20 protein-coding genes are annotated in these 21,890 nt (G+C 42.9%); 12 read left to right on the forward strand and 8 right to left on the reverse strand.

Annotated elements, in window-relative coordinates:
- The first annotated feature begins 2 nt into the window (after positions 1-2).
- Together EJN84_RS03900 and EJN84_RS03905 are read left to right on the forward strand one after the other, a co-directional pair.
- Complete coding sequence (locus EJN84_RS03900) at positions 3-1,034, forward strand: threonine aldolase family protein (RefSeq protein WP_129594210.1); 1,032 nt, start codon at positions 3-5, stop codon at positions 1,032-1,034.
- Positions 1,035-1,057: 23 nt separating this feature from the next.
- Positions 1,058-1,621, forward strand: coding sequence for a DUF2179 domain-containing protein (locus tag EJN84_RS03905; protein ID WP_129594211.1), 564 nt, complete (start codon positions 1,058-1,060; stop codon positions 1,619-1,621).
- 20 nt (positions 1,622-1,641) lie between these two features.
- Here the strand turns inward: EJN84_RS03905 and EJN84_RS03910 are convergent, their stop codons facing one another.
- From EJN84_RS03910 to EJN84_RS03920, 3 genes are all read right to left on the reverse strand, one after another.
- Entirely contained in the window at positions 1,642-1,842 is a 201-nt protein-coding gene (locus EJN84_RS03910) for a hypothetical protein (RefSeq protein WP_129594212.1), read from the reverse strand.
- Positions 1,843-1,861: 19 nt separating this feature from the next.
- Positions 1,862-2,647 carry a nucleoside triphosphate pyrophosphohydrolase gene (gene mazG, locus EJN84_RS03915; protein ID WP_129594213.1) on the reverse strand — a complete coding sequence of 262 codons (786 nt, stop codon included), beginning with the start codon at positions 2,645-2,647 and terminating at the stop codon, positions 1,862-1,864.
- Between the two features lie 61 nt (positions 2,648-2,708).
- A complete protein-coding gene (locus EJN84_RS03920; RefSeq protein ID WP_129594214.1) occupies positions 2,709-4,733 on the reverse strand; it encodes a protein-disulfide reductase DsbD family protein in 2,025 nt (674 codons plus the stop codon).
- A 554-nt stretch (positions 4,734-5,287) separates the two neighbouring features.
- Between EJN84_RS03920 and EJN84_RS03925 the strand changes: the two genes are divergently transcribed.
- Positions 5,288-7,324 (forward strand): TonB-dependent receptor, encoded by a 2,037-nt coding sequence (locus EJN84_RS03925; protein ID WP_129594215.1) that lies wholly within the window; start codon positions 5,288-5,290, stop codon positions 7,322-7,324.
- Positions 7,325-7,522: 198 nt separating this feature from the next.
- Here the strand turns inward: EJN84_RS03925 and arsB are convergent, their stop codons facing one another.
- The 3 genes from arsB to EJN84_RS03940 form a co-directional block, all read right to left on the reverse strand.
- Entirely contained in the window at positions 7,523-8,599 is a 1,077-nt protein-coding gene (gene arsB / locus EJN84_RS03930; RefSeq protein WP_129594216.1) for an ACR3 family arsenite efflux transporter, read from the reverse strand.
- Positions 8,596-9,021: an arsenate reductase ArsC gene (locus EJN84_RS03935; RefSeq protein WP_101487544.1), complete on the reverse strand. Its 426-nt coding sequence runs from the start codon at positions 9,019-9,021 to the stop codon at positions 8,596-8,598. Before EJN84_RS03935 ends, arsB begins: the two co-directional genes overlap by 4 nt.
- A 141-nt stretch (positions 9,022-9,162) precedes the next feature.
- Entirely contained in the window at positions 9,163-9,483 is a 321-nt protein-coding gene (locus EJN84_RS03940) for an ArsR/SmtB family transcription factor (protein WP_101487543.1), read from the reverse strand.
- A gap of 262 nt (positions 9,484-9,745) precedes the next feature.
- On the opposite strand from EJN84_RS03940, the gene dnaB reads away from it, so the two are divergent.
- From dnaB to EJN84_RS03980, 8 genes are all read left to right on the forward strand, one after another.
- Positions 9,746-11,281 carry a replicative DNA helicase gene (gene dnaB, locus EJN84_RS03945; protein WP_129594217.1) on the forward strand — a complete coding sequence of 512 codons (1,536 nt, stop codon included), beginning with the start codon at positions 9,746-9,748 and terminating at the stop codon, positions 11,279-11,281.
- 30 nt (positions 11,282-11,311) lie between these two features.
- Positions 11,312-11,587, forward strand: a complete 276-nt coding sequence (locus EJN84_RS03950; RefSeq protein WP_129594218.1) for a hypothetical protein — start codon at positions 11,312-11,314, stop codon at positions 11,585-11,587.
- 131 nt (positions 11,588-11,718) lie between these two features.
- Complete coding sequence (locus EJN84_RS03955) at positions 11,719-13,740, forward strand: LysM peptidoglycan-binding domain-containing protein (RefSeq protein WP_129594219.1); 2,022 nt, start codon at positions 11,719-11,721, stop codon at positions 13,738-13,740.
- Positions 13,737-14,426, forward strand: a complete 690-nt coding sequence (locus EJN84_RS03960; RefSeq protein ID WP_129594220.1) for a porin family protein — start codon at positions 13,737-13,739, stop codon at positions 14,424-14,426. The genes EJN84_RS03955 and EJN84_RS03960 overlap by 4 nt, the downstream gene beginning before the upstream one ends.
- 92 nt (positions 14,427-14,518) lie before the next feature.
- Entirely contained in the window at positions 14,519-14,809 is a 291-nt protein-coding gene (locus EJN84_RS03965; protein WP_101487538.1) for an ArsR/SmtB family transcription factor, read from the forward strand.
- A gap of 12 nt (positions 14,810-14,821) precedes the next feature.
- A complete protein-coding gene (locus EJN84_RS03970) occupies positions 14,822-15,046 on the forward strand; it encodes a DUF6132 family protein (RefSeq protein ID WP_101487537.1) in 225 nt (74 codons plus the stop codon).
- 23 nt (positions 15,047-15,069) lie between these two features.
- Positions 15,070-15,579 carry a thioredoxin gene (gene trxA, locus EJN84_RS03975; protein ID WP_394343078.1) on the forward strand — a complete coding sequence of 170 codons (510 nt, stop codon included), beginning with the start codon at positions 15,070-15,072 and terminating at the stop codon, positions 15,577-15,579.
- Between the two features lie 6 nt (positions 15,580-15,585).
- Positions 15,586-15,981, forward strand: a complete 396-nt coding sequence (locus EJN84_RS03980; RefSeq protein WP_238943919.1) for a DUF302 domain-containing protein — start codon at positions 15,586-15,588, stop codon at positions 15,979-15,981.
- A 107-nt stretch (positions 15,982-16,088) separates the two neighbouring features.
- On the opposite strand, the gene EJN84_RS03985 is transcribed toward EJN84_RS03980, so the two are convergent.
- Entirely contained in the window at positions 16,089-19,307 is a 3,219-nt protein-coding gene (locus EJN84_RS03985; protein WP_129594222.1) for a glycoside hydrolase family 2 TIM barrel-domain containing protein, read from the reverse strand.
- 300 nt (positions 19,308-19,607) lie between these two features.
- Here EJN84_RS03985 and EJN84_RS03990 point away from each other — a divergent pair, with 300 nt between their 5' ends.
- Entirely contained in the window at positions 19,608-20,879 is a 1,272-nt protein-coding gene (locus tag EJN84_RS03990) for a peptidase U32 family protein (protein WP_129594223.1), read from the forward strand.
- A 58-nt stretch (positions 20,880-20,937) separates the two neighbouring features.
- Here EJN84_RS03990 and EJN84_RS03995 read toward each other — a convergent pair.
- A partial coding sequence (locus EJN84_RS03995; RefSeq protein WP_129594224.1) for a transposase occupies positions 20,938-21,890 on the reverse strand: 953 nt, incomplete at its 5' end.

The raw sequence follows: 21,890 nt of genomic DNA on the forward strand, positions 1-21,890 counted from the left end.
ATATGCGAAGTTTTGGAAGCGACAACAACTCCGGAGCTCATCCGAGGATGCTTGCGGCAATTGCAGAAGCCAATGTCGATCATGCCATCGCTTATGGCGACGATGATTGGACACGACGTGCCGAAAACGTCATTCGAAAAATGTTGGACAGAAACGACATCGATCCGGTTTTCGTGTTCAACGGAACTGGAGCAAATGTGGTGGCGCTGTCGGCCTGTCTTCAACCTTTTCAGTCTGTGATTTGTGCCGCCACGGCACACATTGCTACCGACGAATGTGGTGCACCGGTCAAATTCACCGGCAGTCCGTTGAAGGAAATTCCGACACCCGATGGTAAACTCACGCCTGAATTGGTGAGGACGCAATTGCATGGATTCGGGTTCGAACATCATTCTCAACCCAAGGTCATTGCCATTTCGCAAACCACCGAAATGGGCACCGTGTACACGCCTGAAGAGGTGAGAGCACTTGCCGATTTGGCTCACGAATACGAAATGTATTTGTTTGTCGATGGAACTCGGATGGCAAATGCCTGCGCCTCGCTCAATGTATCGCTGAAAACGATGACCGTGGATTGCGGGGTGGATATCTTTACGATTGGCGGCACCAAAAACGGATTGCTATTCGGCGAAGCGCTCGTGCCGATGCGGGAAGAGTTGGCTCGAAACATCAAATATCATCGCAAGCAGACCACACAACTTTATTCGAAAATGCGTTTTGTATCGGCTCAATTTATTCCTTATCTCGAAGAAGGAATTTGGTTGCAAAATGCCGCTCATTCCAATGAGGCAGCGCAGAAGTTGGCCGACGAAATGCGCAAGATTCGGGAAATAGAAATTACGCAGTCGGTGGATGCGAATGCCGTTTTTTTCATTGCTCCCAAACCACTTACCGATCGGTTGCTCGAACGCTATTTCTTTTATCCGTGGGATGAAGAACGAAACGAGATGCGGCTGGTTTGTTCGTGGGATACCTCAGACGAAGATATTCACGATTTCATTGAATATCTTAATTTCTTAACTTCCAACTTCTGACTTCTAATTATTATCCTAATCCTATGTTCGACTTTTTAGACGTTTATCCTTGGGCATTGCCGATACTGATTTTCTTTGGACGAATTTGCGACGTAACGCTCGGTACGATGCGCATCATTTTCGTTTCGAAAGGAGAAAAATACAAAGCTCCGCTAATCGGATTTTTTGAAGTGTTTATATGGGTAGTCGTTATCTCTCAAATTCTTTCGCGAGCAAATGATCTGGTAGCTTATGTATCTTATGCTGCCGGTTATGCTACGGGTAATTATGTGGGGATTCTTTTGGAACAGCGCATTGCCTACGGCATTGTTGTGTGTAGGGTTTATACGCATAAAAATGGCAATGATTTAATACAACAGCTCAATGAACTGAATTTCGGAGCTACGTTGTTGCATGGAACGGGTTCTGTTGATAAGGTGGATATTATCGAAACGGTGATCGATCGCAAACACATGAAAAAAGTCGCAAAAATTCTCACAGATTTCGACCCGAATATTTTTTATGTAGTGGAAGATGTGCGAACCAAACAAAACGGCATTTTCAACAAGCGTGAAAATATCCTGTCTCGTTGGAGATTGGGAAAATAATCTCCCGAAAAAGATTGTCATTAAGTTAGGTTGTTTACCGATCCTTTCCATGAACAACCCAAACAATACAATAGTGAAGTATCGAATCCATCGAGCGATTCGTTCTCGTGAATCGGGTGGATTTGTTTATCTTCGGTTACAGTAACGACGAGTCGTTCGCCGGCGGCATTCAACAGATAAAACCGTCGAATTTTGCATTGGGGACAGAGGAGATTTTTCATTTTTGTTTCGTTTCTTCTCTCAAAAACCATTTTGCTTGGCTTCTTGCCACAAATCTTCCATTTCGTCGAGAGGCATATCCTTGAGCGATTTACCTTGCTCGCGAACTTTTTGTTCCATGTAATTGAAGCGATAAATGAACTTTTGGTTGGTGCGCTCGAGTGCATTGTCGGGATTTACCCCATATAAACGTGCAGCATTGATGATGCTGAAAAGCACATCGCCAAATTCGCCTTCCATTTCGTCGGGATTCAGTTGTTCGATTTCCGCTTCCAACTCGCCGATTTCTTCTTTCACTTTGTCCCACACGTCATGTCGTTTATTCCAGTCGAATCCGGAATTCCTCGCCTTGTCCTGGATTCGCAGCGCTTTGATGAGCGATGGCAACGACGAAGGAACACCTTCGAGAACGGTTTTGTTGCCACCCTTTTCTTTCAGTTTGATTTGTTCCCACGATTTCTCTACCGAATGTGCAGAATCGGCTTGTGCATCGCCAAAAACGTGTGGATGACGAAAAATCAGCTTGTCGCATAACGTGTTGCATACGTCGGCTATATCGAATGCTTCTTTTTCTTCGCCAATCTTCGAATAAAAAACCACGTGCAGTAACACATCCCCAAGCTCTTTTTTGATGTCTTCGTTATCGTTTTTGATGATGGCTTCGGCCAATTCGTACGTTTCTTCGATCGTGTTGGCACGAAGACTTTCATTGGTTTGTTCGCGATCCCACGGGCATTTCAGGCGAAGCTCATCCATGATGTCGAGCAATCGACCGAAAGCCTCCATCTTTTCTTTTTTATTGTGCATTTTCTCCCTATAAATAAAAGAGACGCCGCATGGAAGGGCGGCGTCTATGATGTTTGTTAGTTTAGTCGTTGAAATTCTTCAATCCGTTTTCCAGAAATTCGATGAAATCGGCTACGTTATCGTTGAAACCGTATCCCGGCGAAAGCGGTTTGCCCTCGTGGTTCAAAATCACGTAATAAGGCTGCGATTGCGTACCGAATTTATGTCGTTGCAGGTAGCTCCATTTGTCGCCAACGGTTTTCAGCTTGGTTTTGCGGCCATTTTCATCAACTTCCAGAGTGGACGGAAGTTTGTCTTTTTCGTCCACCATCAGTGTGATCAGGACGTATTGGTTGTCAATAATTTCCTTGACGTGTGGATCGGTGAGGACGGCGGCATCCATCTTATGACAGTTCACGCATCCGTGACCGGCAAAATCGAGCAGCACCGGTTTTCCGGTTTGTGCTGCATAAGCCATGCCGGTTTCGTAATCGGTGAATTTTTGGGTGATCGAAGCATCATTCAGTTTGAAATCTTGCGTTTCCATCGGAGGAAGAATGGCACTGATCGGTTTGAGCGGAGCACCCCAAAGGCCGGGAATCATGTAGATGGCAAAGGCGAACGAGGCCATGGAGAGGAACATGCGGGTAAGTGAAACATGCTGTAATTCGTCGTCATGTGCCAATTTGATTTTTCCAAGCAAATACATTCCCAAAAAGACGGCGATCACGATCCAGATCGAAAGGAATATATCTCTATTGAGTAATCCCCAACCGTTCGAAAGATCGGCTACCGACAAAAATTTGAAAGATAAGGCCAGTACGATAAATCCCAGCACTACTTTCACCGAATTGAGCCAGCTTCCGGATTTTGGCAAGTTTTTGAGCCACGTCGGAAAAACGGCAAACAGCGCAAACGGAATGGAAAGAGCAAGTGCGAATCCGAACATCCCGATGGTGGGAGCCAGATAGTTGCCTTGAGTTGCCGCATCCACAAGAAGCCACCCGATAATAGGACCGGTGCACGAAAACGAAACCAGCGCAAGCGTAAAAGCCATGAAAAATATACTGATCATACCCGTCGTACTGTCCACTTTACTATCCATTTTGTTTGTCCACGAGGCCGGAAGCAACAATTCGAAAGCTCCCAGAAAAGATGCGGCAAACACGATGAGAAGTGCAAAGAAAATGAGATTGAATACGGCGCTGGTGGCGATGTTGTTGAGTGCACTTGCTCCAAAGATCGAGGTGATGATCAATCCAAGGGCAAGATAAATGATGATGATGGATATGCCGTAAACAATGGCATCTTGAGTTGCCTTGCGGCGACTTCGCTTGTTGCGGTTGAGGAAAAAGCTCACCGTGATGGGAATCATTGGCCAAACGCACGGAGTGAGTAAGGCAGCAAATCCCCAAATCAGTCCTTTGATGAAAATGCTCCAGAGCGATGCTGTGGAATTGTCGTTTTCCGAACCGAAGGTTTTTAATTCTTCTATTACCGGTTGCCAAAGCAAATCTTTGTCCACGCTTACATTCGTTGAAGATATAGAGGAAACGGAGTCGGCAGCGGGACTTTCTGTTCCGTTTATCGACGTGATTTCGGAAGTGTTATCTTCAGATTCAGTCACGACTAAGCCTGATGGCAAATCACTTGATTTGAACGAAAACTCTACCGGCAGTGGTGGAGTACAGGTCTTGTCGTCGCATGCCTGAGCCCGTACATCTCCCGTTACGGCAAAAGCGGCTTTATCGGTAATTTTTAATTTTTGAACAAAACGCACTGTTCCATCGAATGTTCCGATCTTCATTTGAAAGACTTCGTCGTATGCCACATGCGGTGTTGCATTTTCGGCATGAAATTTACCGATCGGTTGAGCACCGGCAATGTGATCGAAGCTGATGGACGTAGGCGTTGGTCCTCCATCGGGAATATTGGTGTCGTACAAATGCCATCCTTGCTGAATGGTGGCTCTGGCTATGAGGTTTACTTCGCCGTTACCGGCATTTTCGAGCAGAAATTTCCACGAAACCGGATTTTGTGCAATACTCGAACTTGTTGCGATAAGCAAATAAAAAAATAGAAGCGGAATAAATCTGTTTCTTTTCATTATGTGATTTTTACAATGAAATTTTGTGAGAGGCAAATTTACATAATAATTTTTACTGATCACACGGAGGAATAAAAATCTTTTCTTTTTCCCGACCGAACACCCTATAGTTGGATATTGGAGATTTGATGATGAAAATAGATGATAGCCGCTCTCAGGTAGCGCTGCAGTGCAGAGACCTTTGTGTTTTTGTGTCTTCGTGTAGGAGAAAATAGCCACTAAGACTATAGGACACAAAGAAAACGCCAAAAAATTAAAGGAACTTCCATGTTGGACTTGAAATCCACAGTTTAAATGACTTTGGATGTTAAATCTCCATGACGATAGATGAGAGAATTCAAAAATTTTCTCGCAAAAAAAATCAAGGCTATCTTTTTCAATTTAACTCGAGCAGTTTTTTGAAAGATTTATCAAAGAACAATCTGACAAGAAACATAGGAACGTGAATAACTCAAGGGAAAACCAAAAGGCATATTCGGTGTTATTTATGAAGATTATTTCGAATGTATGAAATAGGATGATTGATTCTCATGCGATCCATAGTTACGTGAAAAATGAATAAACAAAAACTACTCCTTTGGATTATCGGCGGTCTGTTTTCTGTGGATATAAAATCTCAGCAGAGTTTCGAAAACGGAGTCGATTCAACCATTCATCTCAATGAAGTGATGGTAAATGCCTATCAGATTAACACTCTGCAGCACCAAATTCCGGGAAGTATTTCCGTGCTTTCGGGCGAAGAAATTCAAAAAGCCGACGGCAATAATTTTGCCAATACGCTGCATTCCATGCCGGGGATATACATGCACAGCGGTACCTATGCCACGAGCCGCATCGTAATTCGTGGTGTGGGCAGCCGCACTCCCTATAATACCAATCGCATCAAATCTTATCTGAACGATATTCCCATTAGCTCTTCCGATGGTATTTCCTCGCCGGAAGATATCGACCTGACGGGTATCGGGCGGATAGAGGTGATAAAAGGTCCGGCTTCAGCACTCTATGGTTCCGGACTGGGAGGTAACATTCATCTTTTCACACCTGTTTCTACACACCAAGGCGTGGACGCGTTGTTGCAATTTGAGAGTTTCAATACGTTGAAAGTAGCAGCAGCAGGCAATTATCATCAGGAAAACTTCACGCTTTTCGGAAATTTAGCCCATCTGGAATCCGACGGATTCCGTGAAAATAATCAATATAAACGAAGTTCGCTTTTATCTTCCGGGATGTGGCGACAACCCAATTTTTCTTTAGAATATACACTGCTTTTGATGGATATATATGCCCAAATTCCGAGTTCCATCGGAAAAACACTCTACGAAACCAACCCCAAGGCAGCAGCGGAAAGCTGGAAGGCGGTGAACGGTTTCAAGGAGTATCAGCGGGCTATTGCCGGAGTAACATTGGCAAATCGTTTCGCGGAGCAGTGGAACAACCGATTAACCCTATTCGGAAGATGGACGGACAGCTATGAGTTACGTCCATTTAACAACCTTGACGATGGCACATCGGGAGGAGGCATTCGCAATAAGCTTACGTTTCATGCTTCGCATTGGGATGCCCTGCTTGGTGTTGAATGGATTACAGACTATTACCGATGGCAATTGGATCTGGATGGAGAACTGATCAACAAAAACAGCGAACGTCGAGATGATATCAATCTGTCAGGGATGATTTACTGGCGGCCTTCACCTTTGTGGAATATTTCGTTGGGTGGAGCGGTAAATAAAATTCATTACGAGCTGACAGACCAGTTCTCCGACAATGGTGATCAGAGCGGGAAGCGGAATTTTCCGTCTATTTTTTCTCCAAGGATGGGAATCAATTATGCACCCTCTTCTCGTTTTGCCCTCTACTTCTCCATTGGGAAGGGATTTTCCATGCCCTCTCCCGAAGAAACCCTCATGCCCGAAGGGGATATCAACGAAGCATTGAAACCGGAACAGGGGATACAATATGAAACGGGAATACGATGGAACTTATTTGGAAATGCCACCCATCTGGAAGCATCCATCTATCTGATCGATCTGAATAATCTTCTCGTCACCAAACGATTAACTGAAGATATTTTTACGGGAATTAATGCCGGCAAGACCCGTCATGCGGGAGTGGAACTTCTGCTCAAACAACGTATCTTCCAACTTCCTTCTTTTCCCGGAAAGCTGCAACTGAATGCCAACTATACCTTTTCTCATAACCAGTTTATTGATTTTACGGACGACGGTCAAACCTACGATGGAAATATACTTCCGGGTATTCCTTCCCATATTGCTCAGGCCGATTTTCGATGGGAACCTGTTGCTCCCTTGAATTTGGATGCTCAATTTCAATATGTTGGTTCGCAATATATCGATGATGCTAACAGTCTCGAGAATGATGCCTATTTTCTAACCAATTTGAGAACGTCTTACCGCATAAAGACCAATCGAATGGGCGATTTTAAACTTTTCGCCGGTATCAATAATGTTGCCGACATACACTATTCGCCTATGCTCACGGTCAATGCTGTGGCTTTTGGCGATGCTGAACCGCGTTATTATTATCCGGGCATGCCCAGACATTATTTCGCCGGGATCAGTTGGCATTTTTAAACGACAAAAATGGTCTTTAAAACGTTTTCCGACAAACAAACAGCATTTACTGATTTTAGGATACATCTAATGACTGCTATTTTCTTCACCCCTTGAATGGCAAGGTTATAATTTTTTTCGCACGAAAAACCGTGTGCACAATGATGCCCAAACGTTCCGAATCGGTGAGCATGAGTGTAATCACGTCCGATTAGTTTATTATGAATTGGTTGAAAGCTGAGAATCATTTTTTTTCACGCCCGAAAACCATTTCTTTTTGAAGCGGAAAGCGACGTTCACCAAACCGATCATTACGGGAACTTCAACCAAAGGACCAATGACGGCCGCAAAGGCTTCGCCCGAATTGATGCCGAAAATGGCAATCGCTACGGCAATGGCAAGCTCAAAATTGTTGCTTGCGGCCGTAAAAGACAGCGTGGTAGATTGTTCGTAATTTGCGCCGGCCTTTTTGCTCATAAAAAACGATGCCACGAACATGATTACGAAATACAGAATAAGAGGGATGGCTATCCTGACGACATCGAGTGGAAGTTTAACGATGTATTCTCCCTTGAGGGAAAACATGACGATGATCGTGAAGAGCAGTGCGATCAGTGTCAAAGGACTGATTTTCGGAAGCACATTTCGATTGTACCAACTTTCGCCTTTGGTTTTCAGAAAAACGAATCGGGTGAAAAAACCGGCGAGCATGGGAATACCTAAATATATAAGTACGGTTTTGGCAATTTCACCCATCGTTATGTTAGATACGGCGTCGTTGGTAGGCAATCCGAACCATCCCGGAAGAACGGCAATAAAGAAATAAGCATAAACCGAAAAAAACAAAATTTGAAACAAAGAATTGAGCGCAACCAGGCCTGCGGCATACTGTCGGTCGCCATGTGCCAAATCGTTCCATACGATGACCATCGCAATGCAACGGGCAATCCCGATGAGGATAAGTCCGTACATGTAATCGAGATGCAATCTCAGAAAAATTACCGCCAGAATAAACATGAGAACCGGTCCTATGATCCAGTTTTGAACGAGCGATAAAGTCAGAATCTTCGTATTTTTGAAAACTTCGCCCAATTTCTCGTATTTTACTTTCGCCAATGGGGGATACATCATCAAAATCAATCCGATCGCGATGGGAAGGTTGGTTGTCCCGACCGACATCGAGTTCCAGAATTGGGCGATTTCGGGATACAACCATCCGGAAAAAACGCCTACCGCCATTGCAAGAAAAATCCACAACGTCAGATATCTGTCTGTAGTTTTAAGTTGGGTCTTCATAATTGTGGTTTTATTTCTTCGTCATAAAATTTTTGAAAAGCCGTTTTAATCTCATCTCTTATACGCCGATATTCGCTGTCGATAAATTCGGGCGTTCCCACGACTTCGCTAGGGTCTTCAAAACCAATGTGCACACGGTGGTTTACTCTGCCGGTAAACATCGGACAGGTTTCTTTTGCTCCGCCGCACACGGTAATTACGTAGTCCCACGCTTCGTTGAGGAACAAATCAACGTTTTTGGAAGTATGATGGCTGATGTCGATGCCTGCTTCTTTCATCACTTCTACGGCTTTGGGATTGAGCTTCCCTGTGGCATTCGTTCCTGCCGACCGAACGGTGATTCGATTGTCCAACGATTGCAGAAATCCTTCAGCCATTTGGCTTCGACAACTGTTTCCGGTACAAAGAATTAGAATTTTCATACAAATCTTTTTATATTGGTTAGAATGTATTGAACTCGAGATAATTATGTTGTTATACGATTGATTTATATGTTCGTTTGGTGTAAAGAAATATTATATTGTTTGTTTTTCGTTAAACAACGAACATATCAGGAAAAATTTTTAGCAAGTCTTAATGATTTCTGTGGCAAAAAAATCATTAAATAATTGTCTTGCTTTTTCCCATTGTTTCTGATCGATACAATATTTTACTTTTGGCGTCTCAATTTCGCAGTGGATTAGTCCTGCATTTTTTAATTCTTTCAGATGTTGTGAAATCGTAGCCTTAGCATTTGGAAAAACTTCGTGAATATCGCCGAAGTAGCAGGATTCCTGTGCCAACAAAAATTCCATGATGGCCACACGAGTAGGATGCCCTAATGCTTTGGCAAAGAGAGCCAGCTGCTTTTGTCGTTCGATGGTTTTCTCTGTTTCTTTGATCATTCCGTAATTATTTATGTTCGCAAAATTACGAACAATATTTCTTCCAAACAAATTTTTTTGGATTTTTATTCGGGCAGCATTCGTTTAAGTATGAAATACTCTTTCATGCAAACTAATGTCTTTGTGCCGATAGGGTAAAATTCAAAAAAAAAGTTTTCAACAACCGATTTTTAAAGATTGTGGATAACAAATCCGGTCGAAATTCTTTTCTCTCGAAATATCGAATTACCTTTACAATCTTTTTAGCGAAAAACGATTTGACATGGAAAAACAAAAACGTCAACCCAAGGTAAAAATAGTTGAAAAAACGGTACTCGTGCCGGATATCGGAAAGTTGCCCCCGCAGGCAAAGGAACTCGAGGAAGCCGTGCTGGGTGGATTGATGCTCGAAAAAGATGCTTATTCCATTGTGAGTGATATTTTGACTCCGGAAAGTTTTTACGATCCCGTTCACCAGATGATTTACGCAGCCATTCAGGGTTTGGCTCTGCAGCAAAAGCCCGTAGATGTACTGACTGTGGTGGAAGAACTCAAGCGACGAGGCGAATTGGAGTCAGCCGGAGGAACCGTTTTTATTGCCGAGCTGACCGAAAAGGTAGCTTCGGCCGCTCATATCGAATACCATGCCCGAATTATCGCTCAAAAATATCTGGCACGACAGCTCATATCTTTTTCGTCGGAAGTTGTTCAACAGGCTTTCGACGAAACAGTGGACGTGGATGATTTGATGCAGGAAACCGAAGGTCGTTTGTTTGAAATTTCGCAACGTAACGTAAAAAAGGATGTTATTCAAATAAATCCGATCATCAAGGAGGCTATGAATAACATTCAGGCAGCCGCCAATCGAAAAGACGGCATGAGTGGATTGCCGAGTGGTTTCAAAGAATTGGACCGAATTACATCGGGTTGGCAGAATTCTGATCTGATTATAATAGCAGCACGCCCGGCAATGGGTAAAACGGCATTCGTGTTGTCGATGGCCAAAAACATGGCTCTTAATTACCACACGCCGGTAGCCATTTTTTCGCTCGAAATGTCGAATGTTCAATTGGTAAACCGGCTGATCGTGAATGTGTGCCAAATCAGAGGCGAAAGTATCAAAAGTGGTCGATTGTCTGACGATGAATGGGAGCGTTTGGATAAAAATATCAAAGATCTATACGACGCACCAATTTTTATAGACGATACACCCAGCCTGTCGGTTTTTGAACTTCGAACCAAAGCTCGCCGTTTGGTTCGCGAGCATGGAGTGAAGGCCCTCATCATCGATTATTTGCAATTGATGAACGCAAGCGGAATGTCTTTTGGCAGTCGCGAACAGGAGGTGAGCACCATTTCTCGTTCGCTCAAAGGCTTGGCAAAAGAGCTAAACATCCCGATCATTGCACTCTCGCAGTTGAATCGTGGCGTGGAAAACCGACAAGGAACCGAAGGAAAGCGACCTCAACTGGCAGACCTTCGCGAATCGGGGGCAATCGAACAGGATGCCGACATTGTTTGTTTTATTCACAGACCTGAATATTATAAAATTACAGAGGACGAATACGGAAATCCAACCAACGGTATTGCGGAAATTATTGTGGCAAAACATCGAAATGGACCTACCGACTTGGTGCGCATGAAATTCGACAACGAATATGCCAAATTTATGAACATTGACGATAATGTAGTTACTTCAACTTCCGGAAAAGGATATGTAGAATTTTCATCAAAGATGAACAAAAAAAATCATGCGACCATGCCGTCAAATGGTTCTTCCGATTTATTGGCAAATGACAAAGAACCATTGCCTTTTTGATTCAGAATGTCAACTATAATACATGTGTATATGAAATTCGTTTACAATTTTTACGCTTCGCTTTCGATAGCAGTCATTTTTATTTTTCTTGTCTCGTGCAATTCGATGGACAGCGATGCGAAAAAAGCAGCGCAGCTCACCAATCAATCCATCGAAGAGATGGCCACACTCAAGCTCGACAAAGCACAAATTTCCTACAAAAAAGCACAGGATATTATTCGAAAATATGAGGAAAAAGGGAAAGCGGATGAATTCATGCCCTTATACCGAAAGTATAGGGACGAAGGTAAGTACATTCATCAGTAACCGCTCTTTTCATGACGCTTATCCAACAGCTCAAAACAAAATAAACAAAGTATAATCCTGTTGGAAGAAGAAGCGTATTTGATTTTTTCGTAATTTTGCCTCATACAAACTATTAAACACCAAAACGATTCATGCGCCATTCTCTCTTCATTTGCAAGTTAACGGCATTGATTCTGTTACTCTCAGTTTCGTCGCTTCGTGCCTCGTGTCAGGAGTCATCGTATGCCAAAATATATATCGAAGGTAAGCCCTATTATGTTTATACCGTCAGGGCAGGAGAGGGGTTATATTCCATCGCTCGAACTTTCTCGGTTTCGGTGGACGAACTCATCAAATCAAATCCCGGATGTGAAAGTGGTCTTAAAGCGGGACAAACGCTTAACGTACCTGCAAAAAGTCAATCCGATGCTTCGGTGGCGGCTCGTTCCAATATTCAAACGTTTTCTGAACGACAATCTTTTGCCGACGATAATCGAAAAACATCTTTCCAACATATAGTGGCACGTGGTGAAACTGTGTACTCGATTGCGAATATCTACGATACTACCGTTGAAGAAATCTATCGACTCAATGCTTCAGCACAGAATGGAATATATGTAGGAGATACGCTCACGATTCCTCAAAGGCAAACACAGAGTGAAAACGATGGGGAGAATTTTCGTTTTCATACGATTCTTCCCAAAGAAACACTTTACTCCGTATCACGATATTACAATATGCACCCCGAAGATGTCATCGCCGTGAACCCCGGCTTGTCGGCCGACACTTTTCAGGCAGGGAAAACGATTCGCATTCCGACGGATTTGTCAACCACATCGCGGTCGGCAACAGGTCGTGAAGCGGTGAAAAATATCGTCCACAGGGTTGAAAAAGGGGAAACCCTTTACAGCATAGCCCGGAAATACAATATATTGCAGGACGATATCCTCAAAGCCAATCCCGGTCTTTCAACAAATCTGAAAAGAAATCAGGAAATTAACATTCCTGTTCGCACGAATGCTACCGAAGTTGAAGATCCGAAAGTTGCAGAAGCTCGAGCCAATCAACTGCTTCGGTCAAATCGGCCTTCGGAGAAATTGCAAGTAATACGTGTGGGCCTATTGCTTCCTTTTCTTGATAAGACCAATAACGGCCATGTGCGTTTGCAAGAATATTATGAAGGTTTTTTACTCGCCATACTCAAGCTGAAAGATCAGGGCGCGAATATAGAACTCTATGCATTCGATATTGGCAGTGGAAGCGATACACGAAAACTAAATAGTTTGCTCGGAACAATGGAAATGCAGGCACTCGACCTGATTGTTGGAGGTATCAGCGATGCACAAATTAAAACCATTTCGAGTTTTGCTTCAAAAAACAACATAAAATACGTTGTTCCTTTTTCGCAAAGCAATCGCGAAGTATTGAACAATCCGATGCTTTTCCAGGTCAATCCGCCATTATCGAATACGTATTCGCGCGCATCTGAAGTATTTGTGGAAATGTTTCGAGATCAAAATATCATTTTGGTAAACATACCCTCAAAATCAGACAAAACCGATTTCGTAAACACGCTTCAAAATGATCTGAAGAAAGCAAAAGTTTCTTTCCGGACACTTACGCTGGATACATCGTTCGAAGATAATTTGCCGAATGTAATGGTTCAAACCAAAGAAAATATTATTGTGCCCACTTCCGGAGATATGGCATCACTACGTATGTTACTCGACATCGTGAAAAGATTGCCACAAGAAAATGGTAAATACACTATCCGATTATTCGGATATCCCGAATGGCAGACGTATGATTCGAAATTCAAAACAGATTACCATCAATTTGGAACCTATTTTTTCACTCCGTTTTTCGTGGACGAAGACGACTTGGAAACTAATGAATTTTTGGCAAACTTCCGCAAATGGTATAAGCGCGATCCAATCAACCTTTATCCCCGTTATGGTTTATGGGGATATGACACAGGTCTTTACTTCATCAGTGCACTGCACCAGTACGGGAAAAATTTCGAACCCAATATCAATCGAGTCAGGGCAAGCACTATTCAGTATGCATTTCAGTTCGAGCGCGTATCCAACTGGGGCGGATTCGTCAACAACAGTTTATTTCTTGTTTATTACGGGCCCGATCAGCGCGTGATAAAAATCAATAAGAGTCGATGAAACGAATATTTGTTTTTTTCACAATCTTTTTCGTGGTTGTTCTGTGGGCGGATGCGCAGAAAAATACCTTTAAACCAGAATTGTATATTGGGGCCGGTGGCGGATATATGTTTTCAAAAGTAGATTTTCAGCCTAAAGTGTCGCAAGTCATGAAAAATGGAGTTGCGGGTGGCATATCGGCTAAATATATATCGGAAAAGTATTTGGGATTACTCGTCGAAGTTAATTTTGCTCAGCGTGGATGGAAAGAGAGTTTTGATGCCAATTCCGACTATGCTTATACACGTACGCTTAATTATCTGGAAATTCCGCTTATGACGCATGTCTATGCAGGCAACAAAGTGCGGTTTATCTTCAATATTGGTCCTCAAATCGGCATTTTGCTTGGCAGCAGCTCGGATATGAGTCAGGCTTTGAAAGAATATGTGGATGCACAAACAGCTTCAGCCGAAGAAGGGGAACCGATTCCCGAGCAAAGATATGACGAAGCAAATAAAAAATTCGATTACGGAATCATCGCCGGAACAGGACTCCAATTTAAAACGGGAATTGGTGATTTCGATCTTGAAGGCCGATATTATTTCGGATTGGGTGATGTTTTCAACAACACCGTAAGCGATTACTACTCTCGCTCTGCTCATCGTGTGATTGAAGCCAAACTTACCTATTATATTAAAATATTTTAAATAACGATTTTTTTGATTTCGGATCAAAAAAAATACTGTACTTTTGAACAAAAATATATGAATACATGTTCATGTATTGATATTTATTGAAAATGGAGCAGGAAGAGACACGACAACAATTCGAAGAAGCTGCTTATCTCTTGAAAGCGGTTGCAAACGAAACACGTTTGGGAATAATTATGCAGCTTTCGAAGAAAGAAGAAAAATCGGTAACCGAATTGATGGAAGATATGCAGTGTGAACAGTCGCTATTATCACATCATCTTACCGACATGCGGGCAAAAGGAATTTTGAATTGCCGCAAAAGTGGTAAAAATTGTTTTTACTCCATTCGCAACAAACAAGTGCTGCAACTTCTTCATTGTCTCTTTCAGCAAAACTAAAAATATAGAAAAATGACAATACTCAAAAAATATCGTTTGACCGTTATCGGTTTTCTCGTGGGGGCCGTCGGTGGATACCTTTATTATTATTTCGTCGGATGCTCGACGGGCACATGTCCCATCACCTCCAACCCTTGGCGTATGACACTTTACGGATCGTTATTGGGAATGTTGCTGTTCGACATGTTCAGAAAAGAACCTCAAAAATCGAAAGATGATATCAACTCGAATAAATAACTCACTCAAAAAATCTCATAAAAATGAAAATTAACCTTCTTGTTTTGACAATCTCGGCAGTTTTGTCGATCACTGCATGCAGTAGCAAAGATCAGAAGCAAAGCTCTCAACAAAAGACCGAGAGTTTGGAAACTGAAAACAACATTCAAAAATCAGATAAAAAAATGGCAAAACCAATTCATTTAACAAAAGCAGAATTTTTACAAAAGGTGGCCAATTACGAGGCCAATCCTGACAAATGGGTTTATCTGGGAGACAAACCCTGTATCATCGATTTTTATGCCGACTGGTGCGGTCCATGCAAAATGGTAGCTCCAATTCTCGAAGAACTGGCACAAGAATACGATGGTCAAATCTATATTTATAAAGTAGATACCGAAGCAGAAATGGAACTTGCTTCCGATTTTGGAATTCGCAGTATCCCGACTCTTTTGTTTTGCCCGATGGGTGAAGCTCCTCAAATGGCACAGGGTGCGCTTCCCAAAGATGCATTTAAACAAGCGATCAACGAAGTTTTACTCAAAAAATCCTAAATGGATATGAACGAATTTTTTTTCGAAAGCAAGAGTCGATTCGATTTTGAAGAGACTGTCTCGAAACTTTCCGAAATAATTGTTTCGGGTGGATGGAAAGTTATTTACACGCATGATCTGGAGGAAACAATGAGGAAAAACGGATTTGAAGTTTTACCCGTCAAGGTAATCGAATTGTGCAAACCCGATTATGCCTACAGAATTCTTTCGGATGACGAACAACGAATTTACTCAAACATGATGCCTTGCCGTATTTCGATCTATCGCAAGGCCGACGGATTTACATATATTTCGAGACTGAATACTGCAATGCTTGCTTCGCAAATAGGAGGTGTAGTAGAGGAGGTGATGACCAATTCCTTCGGCGATGCCGAAACATTTGTAAAAGCAATCTCCGAATAGAATCGACTACCGTTTTTATTCTTCGTAAATAAAATGAAACGGTCAGATTCGTTATGAATCTGACCGTTTTCGTGTTTTATGGAGATTGTGATAATGAGTTCTTCGCTTTATTTGAAAAGCGCATCTACGTCCGATACTTGTTTAATAGGGATCATCAAGAACCCGTAGTCGATATTGGTGTTCGCGGGAACAATCCGATAAGGCTCTTCAGGCCAAGCGCCCCAACTGTTGTTGCCACCTACACCTTGCATACGATAATCGATAAAAACATCTACCTTGTCCGATGCTTTGTAAGCATTCACGTGCTTTCTTTCGGGTGCTAATCCCACAGGTGCATCGTTGAGCAAATCATCCCCGTTGCTAAGGGTTTCGAGCAGATAGTTCGAAACATTAAATTCGAAAGTTTGGTCGGCAGCAAAAACAAAGCCTTTTCCCGATTTATTGGTTATTGCCAACCAATGAGCGTCGGTGTGATGAGCATTTTCTTGCGTGAGAACATATTTATCCACCATATCTATTATCGGAGAGCGATATCGATCGACGAAGGATGCTGTTTTTCTGTCGCAATAGTTTCCGAGAGGTCCTCTCCCATAATATTCAGCATTTACGAAAGTGCCCGGCATCTGCATACGCATGCCTACACGGAAAATCAGAGGCAGCGTATTGTTGCGGGTAGCATCGAAATGGTTGTCTATTTTTACTTTTCCATCCTGAAATATGGTATATTTAACTTCCCATACAGCATTTGTTTCGGGATAGTTGTATTGACAGCTGATCACGGTTTGTTCTCCTTTTTCGATTTTCAGGTTTTCGGCTTTCAAGTCCTGATAGCTGCAATTTTCCCAAGCTTTCAATTTTTGAGGCAAACGTGCTCCGTAATCGTTATCGATGGGAGCGCGCCAGAAGAAAGGCCTAAAACCGAATCCATCACTGATGTATTCCGTTCCGTCGAATTTGTAGGAAACCATGGTGCCTGAAGCTTTATCGAAAACTGTTTCGAACCGATTACCGCTAACAATAATTTTATTATCGTCTTGCGTCAGTTTTGCAGGTTGGGTATTTTTCAGTTTCAGTGCAGGATAATCGTGAATGATGAATTGGTCGCGAGCTACAACCCAACCTGAAGGAATCAGCCGAGTGTCCGATTTTTGCTTTGCATAAAACTGAATGGTTTTTTGCATTCCTCCCTGTAGGTATTTCGAGATTCCAGGTATTGTAATGGTAGTATGCTGTTGAGGCTCGGCATTTGCTGCAAATTTGCCTGAAGCAATAACTTTTCCGTTCGATTTCACCTCATATTCGAAATTGTATTGACTGAGGTCGATAAAGAAATTTTCGTTGTAAATGTCGATCGTGCCTTTTTGAGCATCGAAATTTTTAAACCAGATATTCTGATAAACTTTTCTCATTTCTTCGGCATGAGCTTTGGGACTTCGGTCGGGCAATACAACTCCGTTGCAATTGAAATCGCCGGACGAGGGCGTTCCCTTCGGTCCATAATCACCACCAAATGCCCAATAATCATTGCCATCGGCATCTTTTTCGGCCAATCCCTGATCAACCCAGTCCCAGATACATCCGCCTTGTAAAATCGGATATTTTCGGATCAGATTCCAATATTCGGTGAAATTGCCCAGACTGTTGCCCATTGCATGCGCATATTCGCATTGAATGAGAGGTCTGTCCGAACGAGGATTGAGTGCATATCTTTCGATATCGGCCGGTGAAGCATACATGGGACAGAAAATATCGGTATTCCATTCCAGACCGGCACGTTCGTACTGTACGGGTCGTGAAGAGTCGTGAGCTTTGATCCAGCGATAAGTTTCGTAAAAATTATATCCGTTTCCGGCTTCGTTGCCGAGCGACCAGGTGACGATACAGGCATGATTTTTGTCGCGTGCGACCATGCTCTTTGTCCTGTAGAGGTGGGCTTCGAGAAACAGTGGATTGTTGCCGAGCGTTCCTCCTTGACGAAGGTCGTAACCCATGCCGTGACTTTCGATATTGGCTTCGCCAATGACGTAAATTCCGTATTCGTCGGCCAAGCGATAGAATAATTCCGATTGTGGATAGTGACAGGTACGAACCGTATTCACATTGTATTTGCGGAAAAGCTCGAAATCTTTTCGCATCAATTCCTCTGTAACGTAGTGGCCGGTATGTTCGTTGTGCTCGTGTAAGTTTACACCTTTTACCAGGACGGGTTTTCCGTTGACGAGAAATTGTTTGTCTCTGATTTCGGCAGTGCGGAAGCCGACCTTTATGGCGGTAGCTTCGATCACATTGGAATTGCCGTCCTTCACTTCGATGACAAGCGAGTAGAGATTGGGTTCTTCGGCTGACCATTTTTTTACGTGAGGGATAGAGGCTGCGAATTGAGTTGTAGCTTTATCTCCCATCGAAACCGGTTTGCTCTCCGAAGAAATTATTTTCCCCATATTGTCTAAAAGCGAGTAAGCCACCGTAACATTTTGATTTCCGTCTTTTGAATTTTTAAGTTTGACTTGAAGTGAAAATTCACCGTTGGTGTAAGTCTTGTCGAGTGTTGCAAGAGACGAAAAATCGGCGATATGAATTTTGGGCCGTGCATATACATATACATCGCGCTCTATACCGCTCAATCGCCAGAAATCCTGACATTCCAGATAGGAAGCGTCGCTCCATCGATGAGTTTGTATGGCAAGTACGTTTTTGCCTGCTTTGGCTTTATCGGAGATATTGAAGCGAACGGGTAGCTTGCTGTCCTTGCTCATTCCCAGAAACTCGCCGTTGAGGTAGAAATAGGAAGCTCCTTTTATTCCGTCGAAAGAGAGGATGATATCCTTGCCTTGCCATGCCTGAGGAATCTCAAAAATTTTGCGATAGGTACCCGTAGGATTGAATTCGCGCGGAACAAGAGGAGGATTTGGTTTGTCCCAGTATGGGGGAAATCCGGGAGAAGTGAATTCGTAGCTGGTATTGACATAGATTGGGACTCCAAATCCCTGTACTTCCCAGTTGCCCGGAACGGCAATATTTTTCCAGTTCGAATCATCAAAATTCAGATCGTAGAAATCCTCTTTAGGACGGGTATCAAAATCATCGGTGTAGGTGAATTTCCAAGTACCGTTTAACATAATATACTCGCTCCCCTTGGAAGTAGTATTCGCATTGAGTGTTTCATCGGCATTGCGATACGAGAAGAAACTGGCTCTGGCCTTTTCTTTGTTTATCTCCAGGAGTTTGGGATTGGTGATTTCCCGGTAACGATTTTCTTGTTTCTGCGCGTGAGCGAATGTTGTTCCGACGCACGCGATCAACGTAATGAGAAACATTTTTTTCATGTGCACTATTTTAAATTGGTTTTTGAAATATCGCAAAGTTAAGCGAAAAAAACTTGAATGAGTGTAAAAAAGGAATTTATTTTTTGTAGGAATGATGAAAAGTAAGTTCAATGGGAAAATTATCGGAGCAAGCGGCTTTTTCGACTTATTTCATTCTGTTCAACTCTGTTGCCTTTTCGTAAAGAATTTTTCGGGATTAGAATTGCGTTGGCCGTTTTCTGTTTTTTGGTTGACGTATATTTATCGGTATTCTCATCTAAAATTTGTATTTTTGTATGCCAAATCACAGTCGCAAAAAATATGCAACATTCCGTAAGCGATTTCGAAATCATGTCGCCCGTTGGTTCTTACGAGTCATTGATGGCAGCCATTCAGGGCGGTGCCGATTCCATCTACTTTGGAATCGAAGGGCTGAACATGCGCGCCAAGTCGTCCAACAACTTCACGATCGACGATTTACACCAAATAGCACAAATCTGTCGTGAACATCATATCAAAAGCTATCTCACCGTCAATACGATTATTTACAACAACGACATGCAGCTCATGCAACGCATCATCGATGCGGCAAAGGAAGCTCGGCTTTCGGCCATTATCGCTGCCGACGTAGCTGCACTGATGTATGCCCGAAGTATTGGCGTTGAAGTGCATCTATCCACGCAACTGAATATTACGAACACCGAATCGCTGAAATTTTATGCTCAGTTTGCCGATGTAGTGGTGCTTGCTCGCGAACTTAACCTCGATCAGGTGGCTGCCATCCACCGCGATATAGATGAACAGCAAATCAAAGGCCCTTCGGGAGAACTTATCCGTATCGAAATGTTTGCCCACGGTGCTTTGTGCATGGCCGTTTCGGGAAAATGCTACCTGAGTTTGCACGAAAAAAACTTATCCGCCAATCGGGGTGCTTGCAACCAGATCTGCCGGCGAGGTTATACGGTGAAAGACCGAGACAGCGAAATAGAATTGGATATCGACAACGAATACATCATGTCGCCCAAGGACTTGAAAACCATTCATTTCATGAATAAAATGATGGATGCCGGTGTGCGCGTTTTCAAGATCGAAGGTCGAGCACGAGGACCGGAATATGTGCGCATCGTAACCGAATGCTACAAGGAAGCCGTACAGGCTTATTGCGAAGGAAACTATACCGACGAGAAAATCGAAAATTGGGACGAACGCCTCGCTACGGTCTTCAATCGCGGATTTTGGGACGGATATTATTTGGGACAACGTCTGGGCGAGTGGACGCATCGGTATGGTTCGGGAGCCACCAAACGCAAAGTATATGTGGGAAAGGCAATCAAATATTTCGGGAATTTGGGTGTGGCTGAATTTTTGGTCGAAACACAATCATTGAAACAGGGTGATGAGTTGCTGATTACCGGGCCGACGACCGGTGCGTTATTTTTGACAGCCGACGATATGCGCGTCGATTTGAAAACGGTTGATACCGTTTCGAAAGGTGAACACTTTTCCATCAAGACTCCCGAAAAAATTCGTCCCAACGACCAGCTCTATAAAATGGTGGCGGCCGAGCGGCGCGGTACTGCTCACGAACGATAGCAAATCAAAATTATTTCTTTCCAAATCACAATAGTTCGTTAATTATTTAATATACGAATCATGCAGCAATTGCTGCAAACTCGACGAGTTCTTTAACAAGTTTATCATTTAATCTTCTGTTCGGCTTTATGCCGGACACGCAAATAAATCGTTCAAGCAGATAGGCATTGTGAATCATTGTTTTACACGATGCCATAGAAAAAGGGATACCTCTTTCCTTGGCCAACACCTTAGCAAGGTTGACCGAGGTGAGAGATGCATTAAAGTTAAAAGAAAGCTTCGAAACATCCCTTGCCTGTGATTGCATAAGTCCTGTAAAAGATTTGGCATCCCGGAAACAAAATTCAATTTGAAAACGAGTACGATAATATTCTATTACATCTTTACCACTCATATCAGGATTGGTAGAGAAAAACAGTTTAGGCTTTTTGCCGTCTTTTGAATACCAAATTGCAAGTCGTACCATCTGCTTCAGTGATTTAGAGTAGGCTACCAGCGTATAAAGCTCTCCATTGTCAATGTCGATTTTCTCAGCTCTTGATTTATCAAGATTATCCATATCAATCTTGCCGTCGTAGAGTTTAGGCCTGCCCCTTTTACCCGTTGGCTTTTCCAGTGTAGGATAAAATAAAACGGCATCATCTCTGAAACGGCTGATAAGATGTAGGTCCATTTCTTTTAAACCGGTTGCAAAATTGCTTTTGGAGAAATAGGCATCGGCTACCACATAAGGGCTTATCTTGTGAAGTTTCTCTTCCATTGATTTTAATACAAGAAGGTACCAGTCGATTAGGCCAATATCGTTGCTTTCCAAAGTTTGACTGTCCGGTGTCTGAACAGCCTGAAGACTGATACAATCTTTACTGTCTATGTCAATGAGACCTACACCAAGAATCTCTAATCCTCTTTTTGCCTGTCCGGCTGTACCCGACCGGAAGTAACCAATCCAGGGAGTACACTTTCCTGATTTGGATATGTAGCCGGGGTCAATGGCTATCGCCTTACGATCAC

Source organism: Seramator thermalis, from assembly GCF_004138125.1.
In the GTDB taxonomy this organism is placed as follows: Bacteria; Bacteroidota; Bacteroidia; order Bacteroidales; family Dysgonomonadaceae; genus Seramator; species Seramator thermalis.

Coding starts and splice junctions, on each gene's coding strand:
- EJN84_RS03900 (WP_129594210.1), top strand. CDS start 3: ATGCGAAGTTTTGGAAGCGACAACAACTCCGGAGCTCATCCGAGGATG.
- EJN84_RS03905 (WP_129594211.1), top strand. CDS start 1,058: ATGTTCGACTTTTTAGACGTTTATCCTTGGGCATTGCCGATACTGATT.
- EJN84_RS03910 (WP_129594212.1), bottom strand. CDS start 1,842: ATGAAAAATCTCCTCTGTCCCCAATGCAAAATTCGACGGTTTTATCTG.
- mazG (WP_129594213.1), bottom strand. CDS start 2,647: ATGCACAATAAAAAAGAAAAGATGGAGGCTTTCGGTCGATTGCTCGAC.
- EJN84_RS03920 (WP_129594214.1), bottom strand. CDS start 4,733: ATGAAAAGAAACAGATTTATTCCGCTTCTATTTTTTTATTTGCTTATC.
- EJN84_RS03925 (WP_129594215.1), top strand. CDS start 5,288: ATGAATAAACAAAAACTACTCCTTTGGATTATCGGCGGTCTGTTTTCT.
- arsB (WP_129594216.1), bottom strand. CDS start 8,599: ATGAAGACCCAACTTAAAACTACAGACAGATATCTGACGTTGTGGATT.
- EJN84_RS03935 (WP_101487544.1), bottom strand. CDS start 9,021: ATGAAAATTCTAATTCTTTGTACCGGAAACAGTTGTCGAAGCCAAATG.
- EJN84_RS03940 (WP_101487543.1), bottom strand. CDS start 9,483: ATGATCAAAGAAACAGAGAAAACCATCGAACGACAAAAGCAGCTGGCT.
- dnaB (WP_129594217.1), top strand. CDS start 9,746: ATGGAAAAACAAAAACGTCAACCCAAGGTAAAAATAGTTGAAAAAACG.
- EJN84_RS03950 (WP_129594218.1), top strand. CDS start 11,312: ATGAAATTCGTTTACAATTTTTACGCTTCGCTTTCGATAGCAGTCATT.
- EJN84_RS03955 (WP_129594219.1), top strand. CDS start 11,719: ATGCGCCATTCTCTCTTCATTTGCAAGTTAACGGCATTGATTCTGTTA.
- EJN84_RS03960 (WP_129594220.1), top strand. CDS start 13,737: ATGAAACGAATATTTGTTTTTTTCACAATCTTTTTCGTGGTTGTTCTG.
- EJN84_RS03965 (WP_101487538.1), top strand. CDS start 14,519: ATGGAGCAGGAAGAGACACGACAACAATTCGAAGAAGCTGCTTATCTC.
- EJN84_RS03970 (WP_101487537.1), top strand. CDS start 14,822: ATGACAATACTCAAAAAATATCGTTTGACCGTTATCGGTTTTCTCGTG.
- trxA (WP_394343078.1), top strand. CDS start 15,070: ATGAAAATTAACCTTCTTGTTTTGACAATCTCGGCAGTTTTGTCGATC.
- EJN84_RS03980 (WP_238943919.1), top strand. CDS start 15,586: ATGAACGAATTTTTTTTCGAAAGCAAGAGTCGATTCGATTTTGAAGAG.
- EJN84_RS03985 (WP_129594222.1), bottom strand. CDS start 19,307: ATGAAAAAAATGTTTCTCATTACGTTGATCGCGTGCGTCGGAACAACA.
- EJN84_RS03990 (WP_129594223.1), top strand. CDS start 19,608: ATGCAACATTCCGTAAGCGATTTCGAAATCATGTCGCCCGTTGGTTCT.